This is a genomic window from Pseudomonas sp. PGPR N4, from assembly GCF_059693665.1.
In genome coordinates, this window is record NZ_JCAUKV010000005.1 from 231956 (window position 1) to 253782 (window position 21827).

A 21827-nucleotide genomic window follows, 5' to 3' on the forward strand; every position below is an offset into this window, starting at 1 on the left:
TGTGCCAGTTAGAATTTTCGGGCTGCTTTGCAGCCCTTTCGCGACGCAAGGCCGCTCCTGCAGACGGCGGCGCCAGAAGGCTTGTGGCTTTTCTGTAGGAGCGACCTTGCGTCGCGAAAGGGCTGCAGAGCAGCCCCCGGTCTCACTCGGAATAGGCAGATTCACGCCTACCCATAGCAGCCAATAAGCAAGATTCCGCCTATCCCCGCTCGAGAAAATCCTCCCGCACCAGCCCATGCCGCTGCATCTTCTCGTTGAGCGTGCGTCGCGGCAATTGCAACGCCTCCATCACTGCCTTGATCTCACCCCCAGACTGGCGCAGCGCCGCCCGCAAACACTGTGCCTCGAATGCCTCTATCTGCTCAGCCAGCGACGGGCCAACGGCATCGCCTTCAGGCCCGCTCGACCCCAGCCCCAGGGCATGCCGTTCAGCAGCGTTGGCCAGCTCGCGGACATTGCCTGGCCAGTCATGGCTGAGCAGCTGCGCCAACTGCGCACCGGTCAACGGCGGCACACTGCGTTGCAGACGCTCAGCCGTTGTGCGAGCGAAGAAGTCGAACAGCAGCGGAATATCTTCACGCCGCTCGCGCAGCGGCGCCAGGCGCAGTTCAGCCACGTTCAGGCGGTAGGCAAGGTCTTCGCGAAAACGCCCGGCGCGGGCTTCTGCGAGCAGGTCCGGCTTGGTTGCGGCAATGATGCGCAGGTCGACGCTGATGCTCTGGTTGGCGCCCAGGCGTTCGAGTTTCTGCTCCTGGATCACCCGCAACAGCTTGGCCTGCTGGGCCAGCGGCATGCTTTCGATCTCGTCGAGAAACAACGTGCCGCCGTTGGCATATTCCAGCTTGCCGATGCGTTTGCCTTGAGCGCCGGTGAAGGCGCCGCTCTCATGGCCGAACAACTCGGCCTCAAACAACGCTTCGGGGATTGCCGCGCAGTTGAGCGCGACAAATGGCTTGGCCGCGCGCGGGCCAAAATCATGCAGGCAGCGGGCAACCCGCTCCTTGCCGCTGCCGGTTTCGCCGCGCAGCAGCACGTTGACCGGCAGGTTGGCCAGGTCGAGAACTTGCCGGCGCAGCTGCTGCAGGCCCTGGGACATCCCCAGCAGCGTAGTTTCCAGGCGCGCCTTGAGGTCGGCCTGCTCATGCAGGCGGCGGTTCTCCAGCACCAACTGGCGTTTTTCCAGGGCACGGCGCAGGCTGCCGAGCAGATGCTGCGGGGTGAACGGTTTTTCCAGAAAGTCATAGGCGCCGCTGCGCATGGCCTCGACCGCCATTGGTACATCACCGTGGCCGGTCAGGAGAATCACCGGCAAGTCCGGGTCGCGTGCCTGCAGCTCGGCCAGCAGTTGCAGGCCATCCATGCCGGGCATGCGTACATCGCTGATGATCACCCCGGGGAAGTGTTCGGGCAGTTGCGCCAGGCACTCATCGGCGCGCGCGAACAGTTGCACGGCAAAGCCTGACAGGCCCAGCCATTGTTCCACCGCAGTGCGGATGCTGGCTTCGTCATCGACGACTATCACTGAATTCAACATGCAGGCTCCAGATCGCGTGGCAGGCTTAGGCTGAAACGAGCGCCGCCGGGCAGGTTGTCGACCTGCAACTGGCCGCCGGCTTCGCGGACGATGCCATAGGAAATGGCCAGGCCCAGGCCCAGCCCTTCGCCCACCGGTTTGGTGGTGAAAAACGGATCGAAGACCTTGGCCAGGTCGGCCGAGTCGATCCCACCGCCGGAATCGAGCACGCTCAGGTGCCAGTCATTGGCGTGGTTCTCGATGCGAATCTCCAGCCGTTTGTAGCGTTTGTCGGCCATCGCATCGAGGGCATTGTGCAGCAGATTGATCAGCACCTGCTCAAGGCGAATGGCATCGCCGCGCACCCACGCCGGGCGGGCCAGATACAGCGCTACTTCGACCTCTTCGCTGCGGATGCGGGTGTCCAGCAAGTGCAGCGCCTGATCGACCACCGTAGCCAGATCCAGCCGTTCGCGCAGGCCGCCAGGGCTGTTGCGGGCGAAGGTTTTCAGGTGGCTGGTGAGCGCCGCCATACGCGTGAGCATCTGCTCCAGTGGCTCCAGCGCCTGACGCGCTTCGTCATGGCGACCGTGGTCGAGCAACAGCCGCAGGGTCTCCAGTTGCATGCGCTGGGTCGTCAACGGCTGGTTGATCTCGTGCGCCAGCGCCGCCGACATCTGCCCCAGCGCGGCCAGCTTGGCCGCCTGCACCAGGCCCTCCTGGGCCGTGCGCAATTGCCGGGTACGTTCTTCGACCTGGCGCTTGAGCGCCTCGCGGCTGCGCTGACGCAAGCGGGCCAGACGCATACGCTGGCTGACGAACAGGATCGCGAACACCAGACTCAGCCAGATGGCTGCAGCGGCCAGCCCGGCATTGCGCACGTCTTCGCTGACCTGCGGCTTGCGCAGCAAATGCAGGGTCCAGCCCTCGCTGGGCAATGGCAGGCTCTGCCACAGGTATTCGACCGGGCCGTCAGGGCCTTGCACCCGGCTCAGTTGGCTGTGCTCGTCGAAGCGGGTCAGCACCTGGTGCTGCAGCGCCAGCAGTGGCTGCTTGTCGTACTGGCGGGTAGCAGCCAGTTCGGCTCGGTCAGCCCCGGACAGCGGGCTCAGTTCGCGGTAGCGCCAGCCGTCCTGATTGGCAATGAAGATGATCCCGCGGGCATCGCTGACCAGCAGCACATCACTGCCCTGACGCCACTCGCGCTCAAGTTCGGGGAATTCCAGCTTGACCACCATCGCCCCGAGGAAACGTCCTTGCAGGTCCTTGACCGCGCTGGAGAGGAAATAGCCCGGGATACCACTGGTGACGCCGACAGCATAGAAGCGCCCGCTGCCTTGGCTGCGAGTCTGTTTGAAGTAAGGCCTGAAGCCGTAGTTGGAGCCTACATAGGTACTCGGCAGGCGCCAGTTGCTGGCGGCGACGGCGAGACCGGTGTGATCGAGCAGCTCCAGGGTCGAGGAATCGGCCGCGCCGTTGATCCGCTCCAGCTTGATATTGAGCGCATGCTGAACCGCCGGCTCGACCGGCCCTGCCAGCGCGGCGATCAGCTCCGGGTCCAGCGCCAGCACTGCAGGCAGGGCGCGATAGCGTTCGATCAGGGTGTGCAGCGAGTTGGCATACAGGCCCAGTTGCTGCGCTGCGCGCTGGGCGTCGGTCTGCATCGACTGGCGCTTGGCCTGATGCATCGCCCAGCCAGCGCTCAGAGCAGTGCCGAGCAGAATCAGCAGCACGACCAGGCCCAGACGCAAGGCTCGAAACGAAGAAGGCATGGGGGCGGTTCCTGAGAGGTTCAGCTGAGCCAGAGGTCGCCGCTGGCGGCCTTCATTGCGGTGTAATCATGCAGTGAAGGTGCCGCGGCGCCAGGGGCCGGGTTACAGCAGTTCGAAGCTCTGCTGCTGCACCGCTTCAGAGTCCAGGCCGACCTGAACGTTGAACTGGCCGGGCTCGGCGACCCGCTGCAACTGACTGTTGTAGAACTTCAGGTCATCCTCACTGATGTTGAAGCTGACAGTGCGCGACTCACCCGCCTTGAGCAGCAACTTGTGGAAATTCTTCAGCTCTTTGACCGGGCGGCTCATCGACGCGCTGACGTCCTGCAGATACAGCTGTACCACAGTCTCGCCGTCACGCTTGCCGGTGTTTTTCACGGTGACCTTGGCCTGCAAGGTGTCGCCACGCTTGAGGGTTTTGCTGTCCAGGCTCAACCCGGACAGTTCGAAGCTGGTGTAGCTCAAGCCGTAACCGAACGGGTACAGCGGGCCATTGGGCTCTTCGAAGTATTGCGAGGTGTAATTGCCCGGCTTGCCTGGTGTGTACGGCCGACCGATGCGCAGGTGGTTGTAGTACATCGGGATCTGCCCGACCGAACGCGGGAAGGTGATCGCCAGTTTGCCCGACGGATTGTAGTCGCCAAACAACACGTCAGCGATGGCGTTGCCGCCCTCGGTGCCGCTGAACCAGGTTTCCAGCACGGCGTCGGCCTGTTCCCGCTCCCAGTCAATCGACAACGGCCGGCCGTTCATCAGGACCAGCACCAGTGGCTTGCCGGTGGCTTTCAGCGCCTTGATCAGGTCACGCTGCACCGCCGGGATTTCCAGGGTGGTGCGGCTTGACGACTCGTGCGACATGCCGCGCGATTCACCGACTACCGCCACGACCACGTCAGCCTGTTGTGCGGCCTTGACCGCTTCGTCGATCAACACCGCAGCAGGGCGCAGGTCGTCGACGATTTCCGGAGCATCGAAATTGAGGAAGTTCAGGTAATCGACCATCGCTTTGTCGCCGCTGACGTTGGCGCCCTTGGCGTAGATCAACTTGGCCTGATCGCCAACGGCGCGGCGCAGGCCTTCGCGCACGGTGACCGAGCGGTTTGGCCGGCCAGCGGCGGCCCAGCTGCCCATCATGTCGATCGGTGCATCGGCCAGTGGGCCGACCACGGCAATGGTGCCGGCCTTGCGCAGCGGCAGGGTCTGCTCGCGGTTTTCCAGCAGCACCAGGCTCCGTCGGGCCACATCCCGAGCCGCGTCACGGTGCAGGCGCTGGTCGGCATACACGTCCTTGGGGTCATCCTTGGCCTGGCCGATACGCAGGTACGGGTCTTTGAACAGGCCCATCTCGTACTTGGCACCAAGCACTTCGCGCACGGCCTGGTCCAGTTCGGCCTGGGTCACTTCGCCCGATTTCACCAGACCCGGCAGTTCTTCGGCATACAGCGAGTCATTCATGCTCATGTCGATGCCGGCCTTGATCGCCAGCTTGGCCGCTTCGCGGCCGTCCTGGGCCACGCCGTGGCGGATCAGTTCCTGAATCGCGCCGTGGTCACTGATGGTGACGCCCTTGAAGCCCCAGTCCTTGCGCAGCAGGTCGTTCATCAGCCAGGTATTGGAGGTGGCCGGCACGCCGTTGATCGAGTTCAGCGCGACCATCACGCCGCCTGCGCCGGCATCGAGGCCGGCGCGGTACGGTGGCAGATAGTCGTTGTACATTTTCGGCAGGCTCATATCGACCGTGTTGTAGTCGCGCCCGCCTTCCACCGCGCCATACAAGGCGAAGTGCTTGACGATGGCCATGATGCTGTCCGGGTTGGCCGGGCTGCTGCCCTGCAACGATTCGACCATGACCTGGCCGATCTGCGAGGTCAGGTAGGTGTCTTCGCCAAAGCCTTCGCTGGTGCGGCCCCAGCGCGGGTCACGGGCGATGTCGACCATCGGTGCAAAGGTCATGTCGATGCTGTCGGCAGCCGCTTCAGCGGCCGAGGTGCGGCCGACCTTGGCGATGGCCTGCATGTCCCAGGTGGCCGCCAGGCCCAGGCTGATCGGAAAGGTGGTGCGGTGGCCGTGAATCACGTCATAGGCAAAGAACATCGGGATCTTCAGGCGGCTGCGCATGGCGGCGTCCTGCATCGGCCGGTTCTCGTCGCGGGTGATCGAGTTGAAGGTGCCGCCGATGCGCCCGGCAGCAATCTCTTCGCGGATCTTCTCGCGCGGCATTTCCGGGCCGATGCTGATCAGGCGCAACTGGCCGATTTTCTCGTCGACGCTCATCTGGCTGATCAAGTGCTCGATGAATGCCTGCTTGTCCTGCAGGGGCGGGGCAGCAGTGGCGGCAAACGTTGCCTGAGTGGCGAAGGCCATGGCCAGGCCGAGCATGGACAGTTTCATCATCAATTCCGTATTCGAGGCCTGGGTCATGGCCACACGAATGCGTGTGGCCGAAGGGTTCAGGCGGCTATTGTTCTTGGCCAAAAGTCGATCGTTTGTTGATCTTCCCTGCAGCATTGGCGGCTGCGGTGGATTATGCCTGATGTCTGGTAGTTGTTGAGATACACTCGCGCCAGCCCGGTGCCGGGACAACAACTATAAGAACGATCGAGAGACCAACGGCATGAGTGTGTTTACCGAATATGAGCAACGGCTGGTCGCCGAAGCAATAGCCCGGGCTGAACGGCGTACCGACGCCGAGCTGGTCAGCGTGCTGGCGCGGCGGGCGGACGAGTTTGCCTACCTGCCGCTGTTTTGTGCGGCGCTGTTGGCATTGCTGGTGCCGGGGCTGCTGCACCTGCTGCTGGGCTGGCCAAGCGTGCGCGGCCTGCTGGTGGCGCAACTGGTGATCTTCGTCGCCCTGTGCCTGCTGCTGCGCCACCCACGGCTGGGGCATCGGCTGATGCCCAGGTGCTTGTGTCAGCGCACTGCGCTGAGCCTTGCGCGCCAGCAATTTCGAGCCCTTGAACGGCAACGTGATCACGGCACCAGCAGTTTGCTGATCTTTGTCAGTCAGGCCGAGAACTTTGTCACGATTCTGACCGACCGCGGCATTGAACAGCACTTCGACCCGCGTGTACGCGCCGCGTTGATCGCCCGCTTTACCGAGCAGGTCCGCCAGGGTCAGACCCTACAGGGCTTTGTCGAGTGCATCGACGCCTGTGCCGAGCAGCTCAGTCGACCATTGCCGGCCACCCAGCGACGTAACCAACTGCCCAATCGATTGGTGATCCTGGACTAACCACGGCTGTCGAGAAAACTTCGCGAAGGCCGGGCGGCAACGTAGAATGCCGGCCACTGCGCACTGCGCTCCCGGTTATTCGAGGCCCCACCGTCCCATGCCTGCCACGCCTTCCACTTCGTCTGCGGCTGATCCGCTTGCCCAGTTTCTGCGTCTGCTGGCCGACTCGCTGGAGGCCGGCAGCCTGGCCAAGCTGGTGCTGGCCAAGCATGTTGGCGCCGAGCAAAGCCTACAGCGGATCATTGCCAAGCCGCTGCTGATCAAAGGCCAGCCCAGTCTGTCCCTGGTCTATCGCTATGAGACCCGCGACATCACCCGCAATCTGCCCAACCAGCAGGTTCAGGCGCTGGTCGCCGAGCTGCTGCCGGCGAGCTTTCGCAACGCCCACCTGTTCACCAGCGAAGGTGAAGTGCAGTTGGCCTTCAGCAAGAAGGGCAAGCCGATGCTGCAGCGCCATCTCGCGCAGCCAGCACGCGAGGCAGCCTCGGCAGGGCATGACCGCGAGAAGAAACGCTACCTGCAACTGACCCGGCCGTTTTTGCGTGATCTGGGCGTTACCGACGCGCAGTCCGCGTTGATCCCGTCGATGTCGCGCAAGTGGAAGCAGATCAACAAGTTCATCGAAGTCTTCGACCACGCCCTCACCAGCGCACCACTGGCTGCCGAGCAGCCGCTGAAAGTCGCCGATTTTGGTTCAGGGAAGGGCTACCTGACCTTCGCCATGCACGACTACCTGAGCAACACCCTTGGCCGCCAGGCGCAGGTGACCGGCGTCGAGTTGCGCCCGGACATGGTCGACCTTTGCAACGCCGCAGCGGCACGCCTGGAGCATTCGGGCCTGGTGTTCGAGTGCGGTGACGTGCGCAGCGTGGTGCCCGCCGCCATCGACGTGATGATCGCCCTGCATGCCTGCGACATCGCCACCGACTACGCCATTCATACCGGCATCCGCTGCAACGCCGCGATCATCATGTGCTCGCCGTGCTGCCACAAACAGATCCGCCCACAACTGCAAAGCCCCGGCTTGCTGCAGCCGATGCTGCAATACGGCCTGCACCTCGGCCAGCAGGCCGAGATGCTCACCGACAGCCTGCGCGCGCTGTACCTGGAAGCCTGCGGCTACGAGACCAAGGTGTTCGAGTTCATCTCGTTGGAACACACCAACAAGAACAAGATGATCCTTGCGGTCAAGCGCAAGCAGCCGGTGGATGCCACGGTGTTGCTGGAGAAAATTGCCGAGCTCAAGCGCTTTTATGGGGTCAAGGAGCACTGCCTGGAGACGTTGTTGCAGGCGGATGGGTTGATTGCTGTTGTGGGGGAATAACCAACAATTGGCTGTGTCCGAAGCATCCTGACACTGCGTAGGACCGTTCCTAAGCTGACTTGCTACGACCCTGCTTCGGTTTTTCTCACTGTAATGTGATCACGGCAATGATTGCCGAGCACCTTGGTTGTCGGTTGACAACCAAGGTGCATGTTCACATACTGGAGATCAACTGATCCCTCGCCACGCGCATTCCAAGAAAGAGATTGAGCAGGCTCTCAGATACGCAGAGGCGCAAGGCTGGAGAGTGGTAGCGGGTGGCGGCCATTGCTGGGGCAAAATCTACTGTCCTTACAACAGCGATGAGTGTCGGTGCGGTGAATTCTGCGTGGCAAGTATCTGGAGCACACCCAAGAATCCAGACACGTTTGCGCGTCAGATACGACGAATCGTCGACAACTGCGTTGTTCATCGTCGCAGCATTGATCACGCAGGGAGAGAGTCAAAGTGACGGAATATATCTTCACGCTCAGATACCAGTTAACCAACGATCAGGACATGGATGGTCTGCTGGAGCGTCTAGGCGCGTCGGGATGTGATGACGCTATTGTCGGAGTCGGCCAGCCAGGCCGGCTGGCGCTGGAGTTCGCACGCGAGGCGGGATCCGCTCAGGATGCAGTGCATAGCGCCCTTGCGGACGTGCAGCGAGCTGTCCCTCAAGCCCATCTTGTGGAAGTAACTCCCGACCTGGTTGGGTTAACCGATGTCGCGGAGGTTGTCGGCGTGTCGCGGCAGAACATGCGCAAACTCATGTTGGTGCACTATTTGAGTTTTCCTCCACCAGTCCACGAAGGAAACCCATCAATCTGGCACTTGGCCGAAGTCCTTTCCTGGATGCAGGCGCGGCAAACGTACTCTTTCGCTCAGGAAATCGTCGATGTAGCGAAAGTAGCGATGAGGCTCAACGTGGTCCGCGCTCATGAGCGAATTATGGTCAACGCGCCTAGCCATTTAATCAGCTGAACTAGCCCCTGCGGGCAACTGACTTGCCCGCAGGTCTGCGCTCTGTAGAAAAAGCCCGTGGGCTTCCGGGCTTGCGGTCATAACGGCACAGGCCATGCCCACTGCAGCAATCATCACCAGCCGCCGTGGTGATCGCTGCGCCACAGGCGCGAGTGGGTTGGCGGCCTGCTTGAGCGCTTCCAGGTCCTGCCACAGGTGTTCGAGCTGGCGATAGGCGCGGGCATGCTCTGGGTCGCGCAGCCACTGCTTGAACGCCTTGCGATTATGCCTTGATGAGTCATAGCGATTGCGCACCAGCCAGCCTGCGGCCTGAGCATCGATCGAGTCTGCCTCGAAATCGTCTAGCGGGTTCATCTGCCGGGTTCCTGCGCTCGTTACTGTTTACTGCTACCGTGCGCTCGCCGGTCAGCGCCGGCGGGCAAAGTCGGCAGGCACTTCGACTGCCAGGTCTGGGGCGCCGAGCGGATGACTGCTGGCGTCGAAGAAATGCAACGAGGTCTCGTGCATATCGCCGAAACGCTGCAGAAAGTGCTGCTTCTGGTTGATGATCGACGCCTCGCTCAATGGCCGAATGGCAATGCACAGATGAGCCGGGCGGGCCTGGCGGATGGCATCGAGCAGGTGTTGATCCGTGCTGTCCAGATGCTGGCCGAACAGGCACAGGCCCTCTCGTTCGCTTGCCAGCTGGCCAAGGCCCCAGCTCAGGTAATCCGAACTGCGAATGGCGCGCAGCTTGTGCTCGCTGCGGTCTTCGTTGATGAACAGCGGCACCTCGCCGGGAATATTTACGGCAAAGCCGTCAAGCAACTCACCGTTTTCGGCGCTGCGCTGGCGCGTGCTGCCGTCTGGCAGCTTGAGCAGGTGCAGGCCGCCGTGCAGATGCAATACCCGGGTGCCCTCCGCGTGAGTGCGGCGGACATCGAAAAAACCTTCTTCGTCGAACAGCGCAGCAAATCCTTCGGGCGCCTGTCGTACTGCCCAAGGCACAAGCAGATCGTAGTTACTGGTGTAGACGCTGCGGTAGGCCCTGAGCGCCTGATTGATCGCACTCAGGTTGGCGCTGGGCAGCAGCGGCCACGGGATGTGCACCGAGCGGATCGCGTGAATCAATGCTTCCTTGATCGAGTAATAGCGATTGAGCGGCGCAGTCGAATTGATCGCCAGCGCGGCGTTGGCCCGCACGGTAGTATTGAGCGTGCTCAGCAGCGGCTCGAACAGCTCGCTGGCCAAGGCTTTGAACAAGGCCTGGTCACTGACGCCCAGGCCTTTGTGACGTACCTTCTGTGCCTGCTCGAACAACGAAAAATAACCAAACGGCTTCCACAGTGCACGGCTGGCGCCGTTGCCCAGGAGCAGGGCCTGGCACGGCTGGCGTTGCTCGAGCTCGGGCCAGGAAGTCAGGTGGGCGTCAACTGGGGGCATGCGGGGTCCGTGGTTTGGCAGGGAAACGCCGCGACTTTAGCATGCTCCGGCGATGTGCTGTATTCGCCCTGCGGCACCGTGCGCTGCGCAACTGTGAGGGTATTGCAGCTTCCCAGTGCACCGCCGGTTGCAGCAGTTAACGCTGCGTCACCGGCTAGGGCTGCTGCGCGGTGGCCTGACGTTCGCGGTTGCTCCACACGCGATAAGCACGAATACCGGCGCGCACTGAGCCAAACAGCAGCTTGTCTTCCATTTCCCGGGCCATGCCTGAGCGCACCAGCATGCGCAAAAACGTCCCACGTGCCCGCGCAATGGCGAAATGAATACCTTGCGCGGCGAGGGTGTCGCGTACTTCACGCAGAGCGGCGATACCGCTGACATCGATGCTGCTCACCGCTTCGGCATCGAACAGCACCGCGCGCGGCTGGCTGTCGCGTTGCACTGCCTCAAGCAGGCGCATCTTGAAGTAGTCGGCGTTGAAGAACAGGATCGCGTCATCGAAGCGATACACCACCAGGCCCGCTACCGTGCGCGCGTCGGGGTGTTGGCGCACGTCGACCTGGCCTTCGATCCCCGGTGCCCAGCCCAGCACGGCATCGGTGGGTTGATAGATGCTGTAGAGCAAGCGCAGGATGGCCAAGGTCACCGCGAAGATGATCCCGGGCAGCACGCCCAGACCAAGCACACCAATCGTGGTCAGCAGGCACAGCCAGAACTCGAAGCGGCTGAGCCGGTAGATCTTGCCCAGCGAACGCACATCGATCAGCCCCCAGCCGGCCATCAGCAGCACGGCGCCGAGCACCGCCTGCGGAATCCAGGCCATGGGCGCAGTGAAGAACAGCAAAATCAATGCAATCACCAGCGCGGCGATGATGCCAACCAGCTGGCTTTTGCCACCGACCATGTCGTTGACCGCCGTGCGCGAGTCGGCGCCGCTGATGGCAAAGCCTTGGGAGAACCCGGCAGCCAGATTGCTCACGCCCAAGGCAACGAACTCGTGATTGGCATTGATCGCATAGCCATGCCGCGCGGCGAAGCTGCGTGCCGTGAGCATGGCACTGCAAAAGCTCACGGTGGCGATCCCGAGGGCATCGCGCAGCAGGCTCTTGGTTTCTGCCAGAGAGCTCTGCGGCCAGGCCAGTTGGGGCATGCCGCCGGGCACCGGGCCGAGGATGGCGACGCCAAAATGGTCCAGGCCAAATACCCCCGCAATCAAGGTGAACAGCACTACGGTCACCAGCGCTGCCGGCAGGCGCGGGTAGCGCCGTGGCAACCCGATCAGCAGGCCCAACCCGGCCAAGCCAATCACCAGTGTCAGCCAGTGGATTTCACCCAGGCGCTGGGCGAAGTTGATCAGGCTGAGGATAAATCCGTCACCTTCGATCTTGAAGCCAACCACTTTGCTCAGCTGCCCGGCGATCAGGCTCAGGCCGATACCATTGAGGTAGCCGATCAGGATCGGTCGCGAGAAGAAACTGGCAATGAACCCTGCGCGCGCCACCCCGGCGGCAATCAACATGACCCCGACCAGCACGGTGACGATCACCGACAGCTCGGCAATGCGCTGTGGATCACCCAGCGCCAACGGCGCCACGGCCCCGGCGATCATGGCGCAGGTGGCGGCGTCGGGGCCGACCATCAACTGCCGAGAGCTGCCGATCAGGGCGTAGACGATCATCGGCAGCACACAGGCATACAACCCGTACTGCGGCGGCAGGCCGACGATCTGCGCATAGGCGATAGCGATCGGAATCTGGATCGCAGCGACCGACAAGCCAGCCTGTATGTCGGCGTGCAACCACTCGCGGCGGTAGTGCAGCAGGTTGGCCAGGCCCGGGAGCCAGCGGGAGAGAAACATGCGCAGTCCTTTGGAAATGTTTCACACAATGCACGAGCTTATCCGCCTGCTGCGTTCGGTGTGCAAGCTTTTTGCGCGCAGCGCGTTGCAGCCGACAAGGGCCGGCAAGGTCTGCAGCAAATCGATGGAAGGGCAGAAACGAAAAAAGGAGCCGGGGCTCCTTTAGACAGGCGATGACATTGCGCAAATGTCATGCGATGCAACGGTGGACGAGGTGGAGCGGGTAGAGGGAATCGAACCCTCGTCGGAAGCTTGGGAAGCTACTATTCTACCATTAAACTATACCCGCTTTACGCGTACATCCTTGCCAGCGAAGCGGCGTGCGCTTTGCAGCTCGACTTTGTACCAGAACCCTCTGGTGAATAAAAGCCCAGCCTTGAAATTTAGCTGTCCGGCGGCTTGTTGCGCGTGGCTTTGGCACGGGCAAAAGCACGCCGGCAGGCTCAGATCGCCAATGCATGCTGGCCCTGCACATAGTGACTGCGCGGGCGCGGCTCGCGTTGGCTCGGTTTGAGGAAACCAAGCATGGCGCTGCGTTGTGCATCGCTGGCGGTCTTGTGTTCCATGTCGAGGAAATGCCCGGCGCCGTTGATCACGCTGAAGTGGCTCTGGTCGACATGACGGCCAAACTGGCGGGCGTCATCGGCGGTGGTGTACTCATCGCGATCTCCGTTGATGAACAGCACCGGGATGGCAATGTTGGCCGCGCTCTTCAGTGCCCGCTCCAGGTCATGCTGCAGCACTTGATTGATGTGAAACAGCATCTGCGCATATTCGTGGCTGTCGAGGCTGCTGACGTGCCGGTAATTGAAGCGTTTGAACAGCGACGGCAGGTGCTTGCCGATGGTGTCGTTGACCAGGTTGCCGACCTGGTAGCGATCGCAGGCGGCGAGGTATTCGCAGCCGCGCTCGAGGTATTCGCGCATCGGTTCGTTGATCACCGGCGAGAACGAGCTGACGATGGCCTTCTTCACCAGTCGGGGCTGGTGCGCCAAGGCGAGCAGGGTGCAGGCGCCACCCCAGGAGAACGAGGCGACGTGGTCGGCCTGGAAGTGCTCGATCAGCTCCAGCAGGATGTGTGCCTCGGTTTCTTTGGTCAGCAGCCGCTCGTGGTGATTATGCGGTTTGGACTTGCCGGCATAGGGCTGGTCATAGAGCACCACATTGAATTGCGGGTGCAGGCTGCGCACTGTCTGGGCGAACGAAGCCGTGGTCGCCAGCGATCCATTGATCAGGATGATCGTCTTCTCGGCGCCGTCGGCGCGATGCAACTCCGTGTAAACCCGATACTGACCTTGGATATCAAGTACAGCGATTTCTGGCCTCATGTCATCGACTCCTGGCGCAAAAAGGGTATTCGCGTCACCTAGGGTGCACGTTCTTTATGACAGGTAGGCATACGCCTGAAGAGGTTGCAGAGCCCGGTGTCGATCCTTCGCACACGTGTCGACGCTGTTGTTGTAGGCGGGGCAATCTGCCGTGCCCCCAAGGTAGCGAGACCTGGGGTGGCCAGCAAAAAGGTGTCTTTGACTGCAGGTGTGACTGGTGAGTCACATGCGGACTGACGATTTCGATTCAAGCAGCCCGACGTCATTCCCGCAAGTGCCATTGAGCAATTGGTGAATAAAATCGCTCGGCGGTCTGCGCTGGAGATGCTTGCTGTTTACAGAGCGATTTCGTCGGCTGTCAGTGGCCGGAATTCGCCAGGGGCCAGCGTGGGGTCGAGATGGATGCCGCCCATCGACTCGCGATGCAGGCCAACGACCTTGTTCTGGAAATAGCCAAACATGCGCTTCACCTGGTGATAGCGACCTTCGACAATCGCCAGCCTGGCCAGTCGAGGGCCGAGCACATCCAGCTGGGCGGGCAGGGTGGTGAGGTCTTCGAAGGCGAAGTAGAAGCCCTCGCTGAACTTGGCCGGATAGTGCGCGCCGATCTCGTCTTCGGTTTCGACGCGATAGACCTTCGCCAGTTTTGTGCTTGGTTGCGTCAAGCGCCGTGACCACTGGCCGTCATTGGTCAGCAGGAGCAGCCCGGTGGTGTTGAAGTCCAGCCGCCCGGCAATATGCAGGTCAGCGCGCAGCTCGGCCGGGAGCAGGTCGAGCACGGTCCGGTGCTGCGGGTCATGAGTGGCGCTGACACAGCCGGCCGGCTTGTGCAGCATCAGGTAGCGCGCCGAGCGACCGACCTGATGCACCTGCTGATCGACCTCGACCCGGCTGAACTCGCGAACCTCGTGCAGTGGGTCCTTGCTGACCTGGCCATCCACGCGCACACGCTGCTGGGCCAGCAGCAGGCGCACCTGCTGGCGGTTGTAGCAGGGCAGATTGGCGAGGAAGCGATCAAGGCGCATGGCGGCAACAGCACAGGAATTGGCCGCGCAGTTTACCCAATTGGCGGCTGTTGCGCCGCTTTTAGCTGGTCGTCCACGGCTGCGCAGCGGGGGCACAGGCAGGCTTTGTTGCGCAGTTCGGCGGGCAGGGCGGCGAGTACCGCCGGGTCGATGCTGACGCTGAAGCACCAGCAGTTCTGCGTGGCGCTGCGTGGATCAGCCAGGCTGCAGCCGTTGCTTGCGCCGCAGGCGGGGCAGGATTGTGGGTCAGGCATGGACTGCTCCGGGCATCTCACTGCAGACTCGATTGCGTCCGCCCTGCTTGGCTCGATAAAGGGCATGGTCGGCACGGGTCAGCAAGCTGTGCAAACTGTCGTCGGGTTGCAGTGCACTGAGCCCGATGCTGGTGGTCAGGCGCAGCGGTTGGTCGTTGTAGCTGAAGATCAACTGCTCGGTGCGGCGGCGGACCTTCTCGGCGACATCGATGGCCTGGCGGCCCTCGGTCTCGCGCAGCAGCACGATAAACTCTTCACCGCCCCAGCGGCAAAGGATATCCGACTGGCGCAGGCTGCCTTGCAGTACGTTCGCAAACTGGCGCAGCACTTCATCGCCGGCCAGGTGACCATGGGTGTCATTGAGCAGCTTGAAGTGATCAAGGTCGATCAGCAGGGCAACCAGTGGCGCATTCTCGCGTTTGGCTTGCTGCAGTGCCTGCCCGGCCAAAAGGTCAAAGCTGCGGCGGTTGGGCAGGCCGGTCAGGCTGTCCAGCGTGGCCAGCGACTCGATGCTTTGCTGATGGCGCTTGACCATCGCATGCAGCAGCGACAACACCACCAGGGTGATCATGGCGCAGATCGCCAGGTTCAGGTACAGCGACTGGCGCACCCGGTCCAGCGCGCCGCTCTCACGTTTGTCGACCAACAGGTACCAGTCCAGTTCGGGGATGGGCCGCACGTTGAGAAAGTGGCTGTGGCCTGCCTCGTCCTGATATTCGTGGCTGCCAGGCGAGGGCACCGGCATGCGCGCCAGCAGCGTCTCGAACGCTTTGCTGTCGGCCAGTTGCTGGCCTGCGCGCAGGCCATGCATGCTGCCGTCCGAGCCAGTCAGGATGACTTTGCCGTTGGCATCGGTGAACAGCACGGCGCGCTGATAGCGTTGCTGATAAGCGTCGATCAATTTGACTACCGACTCGACACTCAGGCCGACCCCGGCTGCGCCGATGAAGCGCTGGTCATAATCGAGCACACGGTAATTGATGAACACCGTGAGCTTGTCATGGTTGGCCATATCCAGATCGACGTTGATCTCGTACGGCGCCTGCGATTCGCGCACGCGGTAATACCAGGCATCGCGCCAGGCATCCGGCTTGACTTGCTTGAGTACGCCCTTGGCCTGGTAATAGGTATGGCTGCGCTCGGAGACGAAAAACGCGGTGCAGGTGTTCTGCTGGCTGAGGATTTCATCCAGATAGCGAGTGATCCGCTCTGGCTCCTGCTCGCCGGCCAGCACCCAGTCGCGCAGAAAGGTGTCCTGCGCGATCATCGATGAGATCAGCACCGGGCGGATCAGATCCTTTTGGATTTCCGAGTAGACGGTGTCTGAGGTCAGCGGCAGTTCGGTATTGACGATGCCATCACGGATTGCGCCACGCGAGGAAAAGTAGCCCAGCAGAGACGTGGCAAGAAAACCGCAGGCCAGCAGGATCAGCAGCGCGATGATCAGCGAGCGCTGCGAGAACAGGGCGGAACGTGACGGCATGATCTTCCCGTGATGTGTGCCAGTGGCGACATTCTAGAGAGCTGGCGGGAAAATAACTGCATGTTTTTCAGGGTTACCTGAGTTGTTGCAAATCTTTACACATATGGCACTGGATCGGCTGGCGAGTGTCTTAACCCATGTCGATATTCGTTTGCCGATCGACGCCCGCCAGCGCCGCTGTGCCGGGCACCCCAGCGGTCCAGGAGGCCGCCATGTCCTATCGAATCCCAATCATCGTCCTGCTCGCAATGTTGACCAGTGCCTGTACCCCTTATTACGCCGGTGGCGGGTATTCTCGCTCGCAGTACTACAGTGGCGAGCGTTACGGGTATCCCGGCTATCAGCGCTATGAGCGTGACTATTACGTGGTGCCGCAGCCCCGTTACTACTATCAGCCTGCACCGCGCTACTACCGCCCGGCACCGGCGCCGCACTATCGGCCGCAGCCGCATCCAGGGATGAACCAGCAGTGGTATGGCAATCCACGCAACGATTACGGTAATCGGCAGCGCTACGAATACCGTCGTGATCGAGAGCGGCATGATTACCGCAACGATGACCGCCGATCGCAGGAAGGGCGTTGGCATTCAAGGGGCCATGGCGACCGTGACCGCCGCCCGGATGGCGGGCGCGATGATCGCAATCGGCATCGCTGAGGTCCTGCCCTAAACTTGATCGGCCAGCGGATGGCGGCCCTCCCAGGCTTTGGCAAAGTGCGCCTCAACCACCGCCGCTGGCACCTGAGCCACATCAGGCCAGTGCCAGCGCGGCGTGTTGTCTTTTTCAATCAACCGCGCACGCACGCCCTCGCTGAATTCAGGATGCCGGCAGCAATTCAGGCTCATCGCATATTCCATCTGCAGCGCCTGCAACAGCGACATGTGCCGGGCTCGCTGCAATTGCTCCCACACTAGATGTGCGCTGAGCGGGCAACCGTCGTGCAGGCGCTGCCCTGCAGCCGCCAACAACGGGTCGCCGTGCTGGCGCAGGCTGGCGATCGCACGCCAGGCAGCAATAGGGTCGGCCACATCCAGCACCTCGTCGATCAACGCTCGCCGCGGCAGCCATTGGGCCTGTGGGAGATCTGCAAGGGCGCGGTGCTGCTGACACTTGAGCAGGCTGTTCAACTGCAGGATGGTCTGTTCCTGCCAGTTCAACTGCAGTAGTTCATCAATCAATGCCGTCTGCTGCTGCTCGCCAAGAAAACGATCCGCCAGACCCAGGTCCAGCGCATCACGGGCGTTGATCGGCGACCCTGTCAGGCCGAGAAACAACCCCAGCTTGCCTGGCAGACGGCTGAGGAACCAACTGGCGCCTACGTCCGGGTACAAGCCTATGCTGATCTCCGGCATGGCCAGCCGACTGCTCGGGGTCACGATGCGTACCCCAGCGCCCTGTAGCAGGCCCATGCCGCCGCCCAGCACATGGCCATGACCCCAACACAGCAAAGGCTTGGGATAACAGTGCAGGGCATAGTCCAGGCGGTACTCGGCAGCGAAGAACTGTCTGGCCATTGCTGGCACCTGGCCGGGTTGTGCGCGGCATTGGTCGACCAGCGCGCGAACATCGCCACCCGCGCAAAATGCCTTGGCACCGCTGCCCCGCAAGAGCACGCAGACGACACCAGGATCCCTCGCCCACGCCTGGAGCAGCGCCTCGAGCTGCTCGATCATCGCCAGGCTCAACGCGTTGAGGGATTTCGCTGCATCCAGCGTGGCGATGCCGATTCGCGCACCGTCCACTCCGGTAAGTACTTCGCTGGTTACGGCCATGAACTACCTCGCACAAGTCATCGGCTCAGTATGGTCGGCTCAGCCGCAGGCTGCCGGTCGTCGGTCGGATCGATTGACAAGGTCGGGCAGCTTTCCTAGTGTCGCGCCCCTCAGTTTCAGGACCACACCGATGACCGACGACGACCGCATCAAGCTTGAGCCCAGCTGGAAGGAGGCGCTGCGCGCCGAGTTCGAACAGCCCTACATGCAGCAGCTGCGCGAGTTCCTGCGCCAGGAGTACGCCGCCGGCAAAGAGATTTATCCACCTGGCCCGCTGATCTTCAACGCCCTTAACAGCACGCCGCTGGACCAGGTCAAAGTGGTCATCCTCGGCCAGGACCCCTACCACGGCCCAGGTCAGGCGCATGGCCTGTGCTTCTCGGTACAGCCGGGCGTTCCGACACCGCCATCGCTGGTGAATATCTACAAAGAGTTGCAGCGTGACCTGAACCTGCCGATTCCTGCCCATGGCTATCTGCAGAGCTGGGCAGAGCAGGGCGTGCTGCTGCTCAACACGACCATGACCGTGCAGCGGGGCAATGCCGCATCGCATGCCAAGAAGGGCTGGGAGTCGTTCACTGACCGGATCATTCAACTAGTCAGCGAGCGGCAATCGAATGTGGTCTTTCTGCTGTGGGGCGCACATGCCCAGAGCAAGCAGAAGTTGATCGACGGCACCAAGCACCTGGTGCTCAAGTCGGTGCATCCGTCGCCGTTGTCGGCCTACCGGGGCTTTATCGGCTGCGGGCATTTCAGCCATGCCAACCGCTTCCTGCAGCAGCACGGCATGAAACCTGTGGAGTGGGCGCTGCCTGAGTGACTCTGTTGAGGGGCCTTGGTTGGGGGCGTGTGCTGCGCCCCCTTACTGGTTTTGATCCCGCGCACTCCACAGCCGAAACAATGGCTCTGCCAGAAACAGCACAAACAACAAGCGCATTACCTGCATCGCTGTCACCAACGGCACCGACAACTGCAGGGTCTCCGCCGTAAGGCTCATCTCGGCGATCCCCCCAGGCATCATGCCCAACGTCAGTGAACGCAAGTCCAGCTGGCTCAGGTTGCTCAAACCCCACGCCGCAAGCGCTGCAATCACCATGCTCAAGGCGGTAGCCAGCAAGGTGCGGCCGAGAAACGACGGCGCGCGGCGGAAGAATGCCCGGTTGAAGTGACAGGCGAGGCCACTGCCGATCAACCACTGGCCCATCTGGCTGGCGCCCTCCGGCAGGGTGATCTGCAAATCAGCCGCCAGGCTTACCGTTGCCGCCACCAGCAATGGCCCGAACAACCATGGGTTGGGTTGGCGCAAGCGCTGCCAGCCATAACCGACCAACACCGCCAGCGGCGTGATCAACGCCAGCCAGCCCCAGCTGACACTGCTGGCATGGCTGACCGGCACGCCATCACCGAGCAGCAACTTGAACAGTGCCGGCACGCACAGCACCACCGCCAGCACCCGCAGACTCTGCGCCGCGGCGACCTGGCTGAGCACCGCGCCATTGCGTGCGCCGAGGTTGACCATTTCGCCGGAACCGCCCGGCATACTGGCGAAGAAGGCGGTGGCGCGATCCTCACCGCTGCGCCGTAGCAGCCATACACTGATGACACTGGAAGCGGTGGTGAACAGCGCACCAAACAGAATCAAGCCGAAATGCCCGGACACTTGTTCGAGGATCGCCGGGGTGAAGTGCAGGCCGATACCGACCCCGATGATCCACTGGCCGCATTTACGTCCGTTGGGGATTTCCGGCAACTGCCAGGGGGTCAGGCAACGCACCAGGATGATCGCCAGCAACGAGCCGACCATCCACGGCAAAGGCCAGCCGACCTTGCTGGCGAGAAATCCGCCAACAAGGCCGACCAGCCCGGTTGCCCAGAACAGCGGCAACGATCGATCAGGCATCCGCAACAGCCCGACGTTGCAGGCTGCGGCGGCGCCAGCTGCGCAGCAGCGGCAGGCACATCATGCAGATGGTCAGGCCCCATACGCTCATGCTGATCGGGCTCGAGTAGAGAATGCCCAGCTCACCGTTGGAGATGGACAAGGCGCGGCGCAGGTTCTGCTCCATCAGCCCGCCGAGGATGAACCCGAGCAGGATCGGCGACAGCGGGAAGTCCAGCTTGCGCAGGATGTAACCCATGATGCCGATACCGACCATCAGGAACAGGTCAAAGGTGGTCGCATGCACGGCGTACACGCCGATCGCGGTGATGATGGCGATTACCGGCACCAGCGCCCAGTTCGGCACGGCGAGGATGCGGGTGAAGATGCGGATCATCGGGATGTTGAGGATCACCAGCATGATGTTGGCGATGAACAACGAGGCGATCAGACCCCACACGATGTCGGGTTGCTGCTCGAACAGCATCGGCCCTGGGGTGATGTTGTACAGGGTCAGTGCACCGATCATTACCGCAGTGGTGCCAGAACCGGGTACGCCGAGGGTCAGCATTGGCACCAGTGCGCCACAGCAGGAAGCGCCGATGGCGGTTTCCGGTGCTGCCAGGCCACGTGCATCGCCCTTGCCGAACTTGCCGCTGGTGCCAGCGATTTTCTTCTCGGTCATGTAGGCAACCGCGCTGGCCAGGGTGGCACCGGCGCCGGGCAGTACACCCATGATGAAGCCGAGCAGGCCGCAACGGATGTTCACCGCGAATACCGAAGCCGCTTCCTTGAAGTTGAACAGCATGCGCCCGGTGGCTTTTACCGCCTGGTGGCCATGATGGGTTTTCTCCAGCAGCAGGAGGATCTCGCTGATCGAGAACAGGCCCAGCACCAGCACCACGAACTGAATGCCGTCGGCCATGTGCACGCTGTCGCCGGTGAAGCGGTAAACGCCGCTGTTGGCATCGATACCGACTGCCGACAGGAACAGACCGATCAACGCCGCGATAAATGTCTTCAGTGGCTTGTCGCCGGCCATACCGCCCAGGCAGACAATGGCGAACACCATCAGCACGAAGTATTCAGCGGGTCCGAAGGCAATCGCCCACTTCGCCAGCAACGGCGCGAACAGGACCATGCCGCAGGTGGCGATGAAGGCACCGATGAACGAGCTCCACGCCGACAGCGACAGCGCGACCCCAGCCAGACCCTGGCGAGCCATTGGGTAACCGTCGAGGGTGGTCATCACGGTCGAGGCTTCGCCCGGGATGTTGAGCAGGATCGAGCTGATCCGGCCGCCGTATTCACAACCCAGGTACACCGCGGCCAGCAGAATCAAGGCAGATTCAGGCGGCAGGCCGAGGGCAAAGGCGATCGGGATCAGCAACGCCACGCCGTTGATCGGGCCCAGGCCCGGCAGCAGGCCGACCACGGTGCCGATCAGGGTGCCGCACAGGGCGGTAACCAGGTTGTACGGGCTCAAGGCGACGCCGAAGCCCTGGCTGAGATAGCCTAAAGTATCCATCTGTCAGTTCTCCAGCACGTCAAGCAGGCCAAGGGGCAGGGGTACGTCCATCACGCGATCGAACAGCCAGTACAGCAGCACGCTCATCGCCACCACCACCACTGCGCTGTGCAGCCAGCGGCCGCCATACAGGCGCGCCATCGGCACGCCGATCAATACCGCACTGACGATGAAGCCCAGGCTTTCGAAGGTGGCGGCGAACAGGATCAACAGACCGGTGCAGATCGCAATCTTGATCAGGGTCGGGCGATCCAGCGGCGGCTCGTCCTCTTTATGCACGATCGGCGTCGGCCGAATCGCCAGGTACAGCAACGCCAGGCCCATCAGGCCAAGCATCAACAACGGGAAGGCGCGCGGGCCCACCGGTTCGTAGGAAAACGCGGCCTGGTAAGGCCAGGCCATCACTGCCAGGACGGCGCACACCGCCAGCAGGATCAGGGCAAAAATGCGTTGCAGGATCATGGGGAAATCCTC

At 62.2% G+C, this 21827-nt stretch carries 21 protein-coding genes and 1 tRNA gene; 7 read left to right on the forward strand and 15 right to left on the reverse strand.

Annotated features, from left to right (window positions below):
* Nucleotides 1–199 precede the first annotated feature (199 nt).
* The 3 genes from AC58X1_RS19515 to bglX all read right to left on the reverse strand — a co-directional run bounded on the left by AC58X1_RS19515 (nucleotide 200) and on the right by bglX (nucleotide 5679).
* Nucleotides 200–1534 carry a sigma-54-dependent transcriptional regulator gene (locus tag AC58X1_RS19515; RefSeq protein WP_101321919.1) on the reverse strand — a complete coding sequence of 445 codons (1335 nt, stop codon included), beginning with the start codon at nucleotides 1532–1534 and terminating at the stop codon, nucleotides 200–202.
* Nucleotides 1528–3285: a sensor histidine kinase gene (locus tag AC58X1_RS19520; protein ID WP_497429337.1), complete on the reverse strand. Its 1758-nt coding sequence runs from the start codon at nucleotides 3283–3285 to the stop codon at nucleotides 1528–1530. Before AC58X1_RS19520 ends, AC58X1_RS19515 begins: the two co-directional genes overlap by 7 nt.
* Nucleotides 3286–3387: 102 nt before the next feature.
* Nucleotides 3388–5679: a beta-glucosidase BglX gene (gene bglX / locus AC58X1_RS19525; RefSeq protein WP_497429363.1), complete on the reverse strand. Its 2292-nt coding sequence runs from the start codon at nucleotides 5677–5679 to the stop codon at nucleotides 3388–3390.
* A 220-nt stretch (nucleotides 5680–5899) separates the two neighbouring features.
* Between bglX and AC58X1_RS19530 the strand changes: the two genes are divergently transcribed.
* The 4 genes from AC58X1_RS19530 to AC58X1_RS19545 all read left to right on the forward strand — a co-directional run bounded on the left by AC58X1_RS19530 (nucleotide 5900) and on the right by AC58X1_RS19545 (nucleotide 8804).
* Nucleotides 5900–6517, forward strand: coding sequence for a hypothetical protein (locus AC58X1_RS19530; protein WP_101321917.1), 618 nt, complete (start codon nucleotides 5900–5902; stop codon nucleotides 6515–6517).
* 97 nt (nucleotides 6518–6614) lie between these two features.
* Nucleotides 6615–7841 (forward strand): class I SAM-dependent methyltransferase, encoded by a 1227-nt coding sequence (locus AC58X1_RS19535; protein WP_101321916.1) that lies wholly within the window; start codon nucleotides 6615–6617, stop codon nucleotides 7839–7841.
* A gap of 175 nt (nucleotides 7842–8016) precedes the next feature.
* Nucleotides 8017–8292 (forward strand): hypothetical protein, encoded by a 276-nt coding sequence (locus tag AC58X1_RS19540; protein WP_101321915.1) that lies wholly within the window; start codon nucleotides 8017–8019, stop codon nucleotides 8290–8292.
* 47 nt (nucleotides 8293–8339) lie between these two features.
* Nucleotides 8340–8804 carry a helix-turn-helix transcriptional regulator gene (locus AC58X1_RS19545; RefSeq protein ID WP_101323096.1) on the forward strand — a complete coding sequence of 155 codons (465 nt, stop codon included), beginning with the start codon at nucleotides 8340–8342 and terminating at the stop codon, nucleotides 8802–8804.
* Here the strand turns inward: AC58X1_RS19545 and AC58X1_RS19550 are convergent.
* The 3 genes from AC58X1_RS19550 to AC58X1_RS19560 form a co-directional block, all read right to left on the reverse strand.
* Nucleotides 8793–9158, reverse strand: a complete 366-nt coding sequence (locus AC58X1_RS19550; RefSeq protein ID WP_497429338.1) for a FecR/PupR family sigma factor regulator — start codon at nucleotides 9156–9158, stop codon at nucleotides 8793–8795. The two genes, AC58X1_RS19545 and AC58X1_RS19550, sit on opposite strands and share 12 nt — an antisense overlap.
* Nucleotides 9159–9209: 51 nt before the next feature.
* Complete coding sequence (locus AC58X1_RS19555; RefSeq protein ID WP_101321913.1) at nucleotides 9210–10226, reverse strand: DUF4917 family protein; 1017 nt, start codon at nucleotides 10224–10226, stop codon at nucleotides 9210–9212.
* Between the two features lie 154 nt (nucleotides 10227–10380).
* Nucleotides 10381–12084, reverse strand: coding sequence for a SulP family inorganic anion transporter (locus AC58X1_RS19560; RefSeq protein WP_101321912.1), 1704 nt, complete (start codon nucleotides 12082–12084; stop codon nucleotides 10381–10383).
* On the opposite strand from AC58X1_RS19560, the gene AC58X1_RS19565 reads away from it, so the two are divergent.
* Nucleotides 12083–12250, forward strand: a complete 168-nt coding sequence (locus tag AC58X1_RS19565) for a hypothetical protein (protein ID WP_497429339.1) — start codon at nucleotides 12083–12085, stop codon at nucleotides 12248–12250. The two genes, AC58X1_RS19560 and AC58X1_RS19565, sit on opposite strands and share 2 nt — an antisense overlap.
* A gap of 49 nt (nucleotides 12251–12299) precedes the next feature.
* On the opposite strand, the gene AC58X1_RS19570 is transcribed toward AC58X1_RS19565, so the two are convergent.
* From AC58X1_RS19570 to AC58X1_RS19590, 5 genes are all read right to left on the reverse strand, one after another.
* Nucleotides 12300–12373 (reverse strand) — tRNA-Gly (locus AC58X1_RS19570).
* Nucleotides 12374–12527: 154 nt separating this feature from the next.
* The gene (locus AC58X1_RS19575) at nucleotides 12528–13412 is read right to left on the reverse strand and encodes an alpha/beta fold hydrolase (RefSeq protein WP_207073234.1); all 885 of its coding nucleotides are present in this window, start codon (nucleotides 13410–13412) and stop codon (nucleotides 12528–12530) included.
* Nucleotides 13413–13747: 335 nt separating this feature from the next.
* Entirely contained in the window at nucleotides 13748–14437 is a 690-nt protein-coding gene (locus AC58X1_RS19580) for a pseudouridine synthase (protein WP_150572206.1), read from the reverse strand.
* Nucleotides 14438–14469: 32 nt separating this feature from the next.
* A complete protein-coding gene (locus AC58X1_RS19585; protein WP_101321909.1) occupies nucleotides 14470–14691 on the reverse strand; it encodes a cysteine-rich CWC family protein in 222 nt (73 codons plus the stop codon).
* Nucleotides 14684–16174 (reverse strand): sensor domain-containing diguanylate cyclase, encoded by a 1491-nt coding sequence (locus AC58X1_RS19590; protein ID WP_497429340.1) that lies wholly within the window; start codon nucleotides 16172–16174, stop codon nucleotides 14684–14686. Before AC58X1_RS19590 ends, AC58X1_RS19585 begins: the two co-directional genes overlap by 8 nt.
* Before the next feature lie 212 nt (nucleotides 16175–16386).
* Here AC58X1_RS19590 and AC58X1_RS19595 point away from each other — a divergent pair, with 212 nt between their 5' ends.
* Nucleotides 16387–16830 carry a hypothetical protein gene (locus tag AC58X1_RS19595; RefSeq protein WP_150572207.1) on the forward strand — a complete coding sequence of 148 codons (444 nt, stop codon included), beginning with the start codon at nucleotides 16387–16389 and terminating at the stop codon, nucleotides 16828–16830.
* Nucleotides 16831–16839: 9 nt separating this feature from the next.
* On the opposite strand, the gene dspII is transcribed toward AC58X1_RS19595, so the two are convergent.
* Nucleotides 16840–17946 (reverse strand): enoyl-CoA hydratase/isomerase DspII, encoded by a 1107-nt coding sequence (gene dspII / locus AC58X1_RS19600; protein WP_259076050.1) that lies wholly within the window; start codon nucleotides 17944–17946, stop codon nucleotides 16840–16842.
* 130 nt (nucleotides 17947–18076) lie between these two features.
* Here dspII and ung point away from each other — a divergent pair, with 130 nt between their 5' ends.
* The gene (gene ung, locus AC58X1_RS19605) at nucleotides 18077–18766 is read left to right on the forward strand and encodes a uracil-DNA glycosylase (RefSeq protein WP_103438403.1); all 690 of its coding nucleotides are present in this window, start codon (nucleotides 18077–18079) and stop codon (nucleotides 18764–18766) included.
* A gap of 42 nt (nucleotides 18767–18808) precedes the next feature.
* Here ung and AC58X1_RS19610 read toward each other — a convergent pair whose 3' ends face one another.
* From AC58X1_RS19610 to AC58X1_RS19620, 3 genes are read right to left on the reverse strand one after another with little or no spacing between them, the layout of a single operon-like run.
* A complete protein-coding gene (locus AC58X1_RS19610) occupies nucleotides 18809–19846 on the reverse strand; it encodes an AbrB family transcriptional regulator (RefSeq protein WP_259076054.1) in 1038 nt (345 codons plus the stop codon).
* Entirely contained in the window at nucleotides 19839–21353 is a 1515-nt protein-coding gene (locus AC58X1_RS19615; RefSeq protein ID WP_101321903.1) for a tripartite tricarboxylate transporter permease, read from the reverse strand. Before AC58X1_RS19615 ends, AC58X1_RS19610 begins: the two co-directional genes overlap by 8 nt.
* 3 nt (nucleotides 21354–21356) lie before the next feature.
* Nucleotides 21357–21815 carry a tripartite tricarboxylate transporter TctB family protein gene (locus tag AC58X1_RS19620; RefSeq protein WP_101321902.1) on the reverse strand — a complete coding sequence of 153 codons (459 nt, stop codon included), beginning with the start codon at nucleotides 21813–21815 and terminating at the stop codon, nucleotides 21357–21359.
* Between the last annotated feature and the right edge of the window lie 12 nt (nucleotides 21816–21827).

Coding starts and splice junctions, on each gene's coding strand:
- AC58X1_RS19515 (WP_101321919.1), bottom strand. CDS start 1,534: ATGTTGAATTCAGTGATAGTCGTCGATGACGAAGCCAGCATCCGCACT.
- AC58X1_RS19520 (WP_497429337.1), bottom strand. CDS start 3,285: ATGCCTTCTTCGTTTCGAGCCTTGCGTCTGGGCCTGGTCGTGCTGCTG.
- bglX (WP_497429363.1), bottom strand. CDS start 5,679: ATGATGAAACTGTCCATGCTCGGCCTGGCCATGGCCTTCGCCACTCAG.
- AC58X1_RS19530 (WP_101321917.1), top strand. CDS start 5,900: ATGAGTGTGTTTACCGAATATGAGCAACGGCTGGTCGCCGAAGCAATA.
- AC58X1_RS19535 (WP_101321916.1), top strand. CDS start 6,615: ATGCCTGCCACGCCTTCCACTTCGTCTGCGGCTGATCCGCTTGCCCAG.
- AC58X1_RS19545 (WP_101323096.1), top strand. CDS start 8,340: ATGGATGGTCTGCTGGAGCGTCTAGGCGCGTCGGGATGTGATGACGCT.
- AC58X1_RS19550 (WP_497429338.1), bottom strand. CDS start 9,158: ATGAACCCGCTAGACGATTTCGAGGCAGACTCGATCGATGCTCAGGCC.
- AC58X1_RS19555 (WP_101321913.1), bottom strand. CDS start 10,226: ATGCCCCCAGTTGACGCCCACCTGACTTCCTGGCCCGAGCTCGAGCAA.
- AC58X1_RS19565 (WP_497429339.1), top strand. CDS start 12,083: ATGCGCAGTCCTTTGGAAATGTTTCACACAATGCACGAGCTTATCCGC.
- AC58X1_RS19560 (WP_101321912.1), bottom strand. CDS start 12,084: ATGTTTCTCTCCCGCTGGCTCCCGGGCCTGGCCAACCTGCTGCACTAC.
- AC58X1_RS19575 (WP_207073234.1), bottom strand. CDS start 13,412: ATGAGGCCAGAAATCGCTGTACTTGATATCCAAGGTCAGTATCGGGTT.
- AC58X1_RS19580 (WP_150572206.1), bottom strand. CDS start 14,437: ATGCGCCTTGATCGCTTCCTCGCCAATCTGCCCTGCTACAACCGCCAG.
- AC58X1_RS19585 (WP_101321909.1), bottom strand. CDS start 14,691: ATGCCTGACCCACAATCCTGCCCCGCCTGCGGCGCAAGCAACGGCTGC.
- AC58X1_RS19590 (WP_497429340.1), bottom strand. CDS start 16,174: ATGCCGTCACGTTCCGCCCTGTTCTCGCAGCGCTCGCTGATCATCGCG.
- AC58X1_RS19595 (WP_150572207.1), top strand. CDS start 16,387: ATGTCCTATCGAATCCCAATCATCGTCCTGCTCGCAATGTTGACCAGT.
- dspII (WP_259076050.1), bottom strand. CDS start 17,946: ATGGCCGTAACCAGCGAAGTACTTACCGGAGTGGACGGTGCGCGAATC.
- ung (WP_103438403.1), top strand. CDS start 18,077: ATGACCGACGACGACCGCATCAAGCTTGAGCCCAGCTGGAAGGAGGCG.
- AC58X1_RS19610 (WP_259076054.1), bottom strand. CDS start 19,846: ATGCCTGATCGATCGTTGCCGCTGTTCTGGGCAACCGGGCTGGTCGGC.
- AC58X1_RS19615 (WP_101321903.1), bottom strand. CDS start 21,353: ATGGATACTTTAGGCTATCTCAGCCAGGGCTTCGGCGTCGCCTTGAGC.
- AC58X1_RS19620 (WP_101321902.1), bottom strand. CDS start 21,815: ATGATCCTGCAACGCATTTTTGCCCTGATCCTGCTGGCGGTGTGCGCC.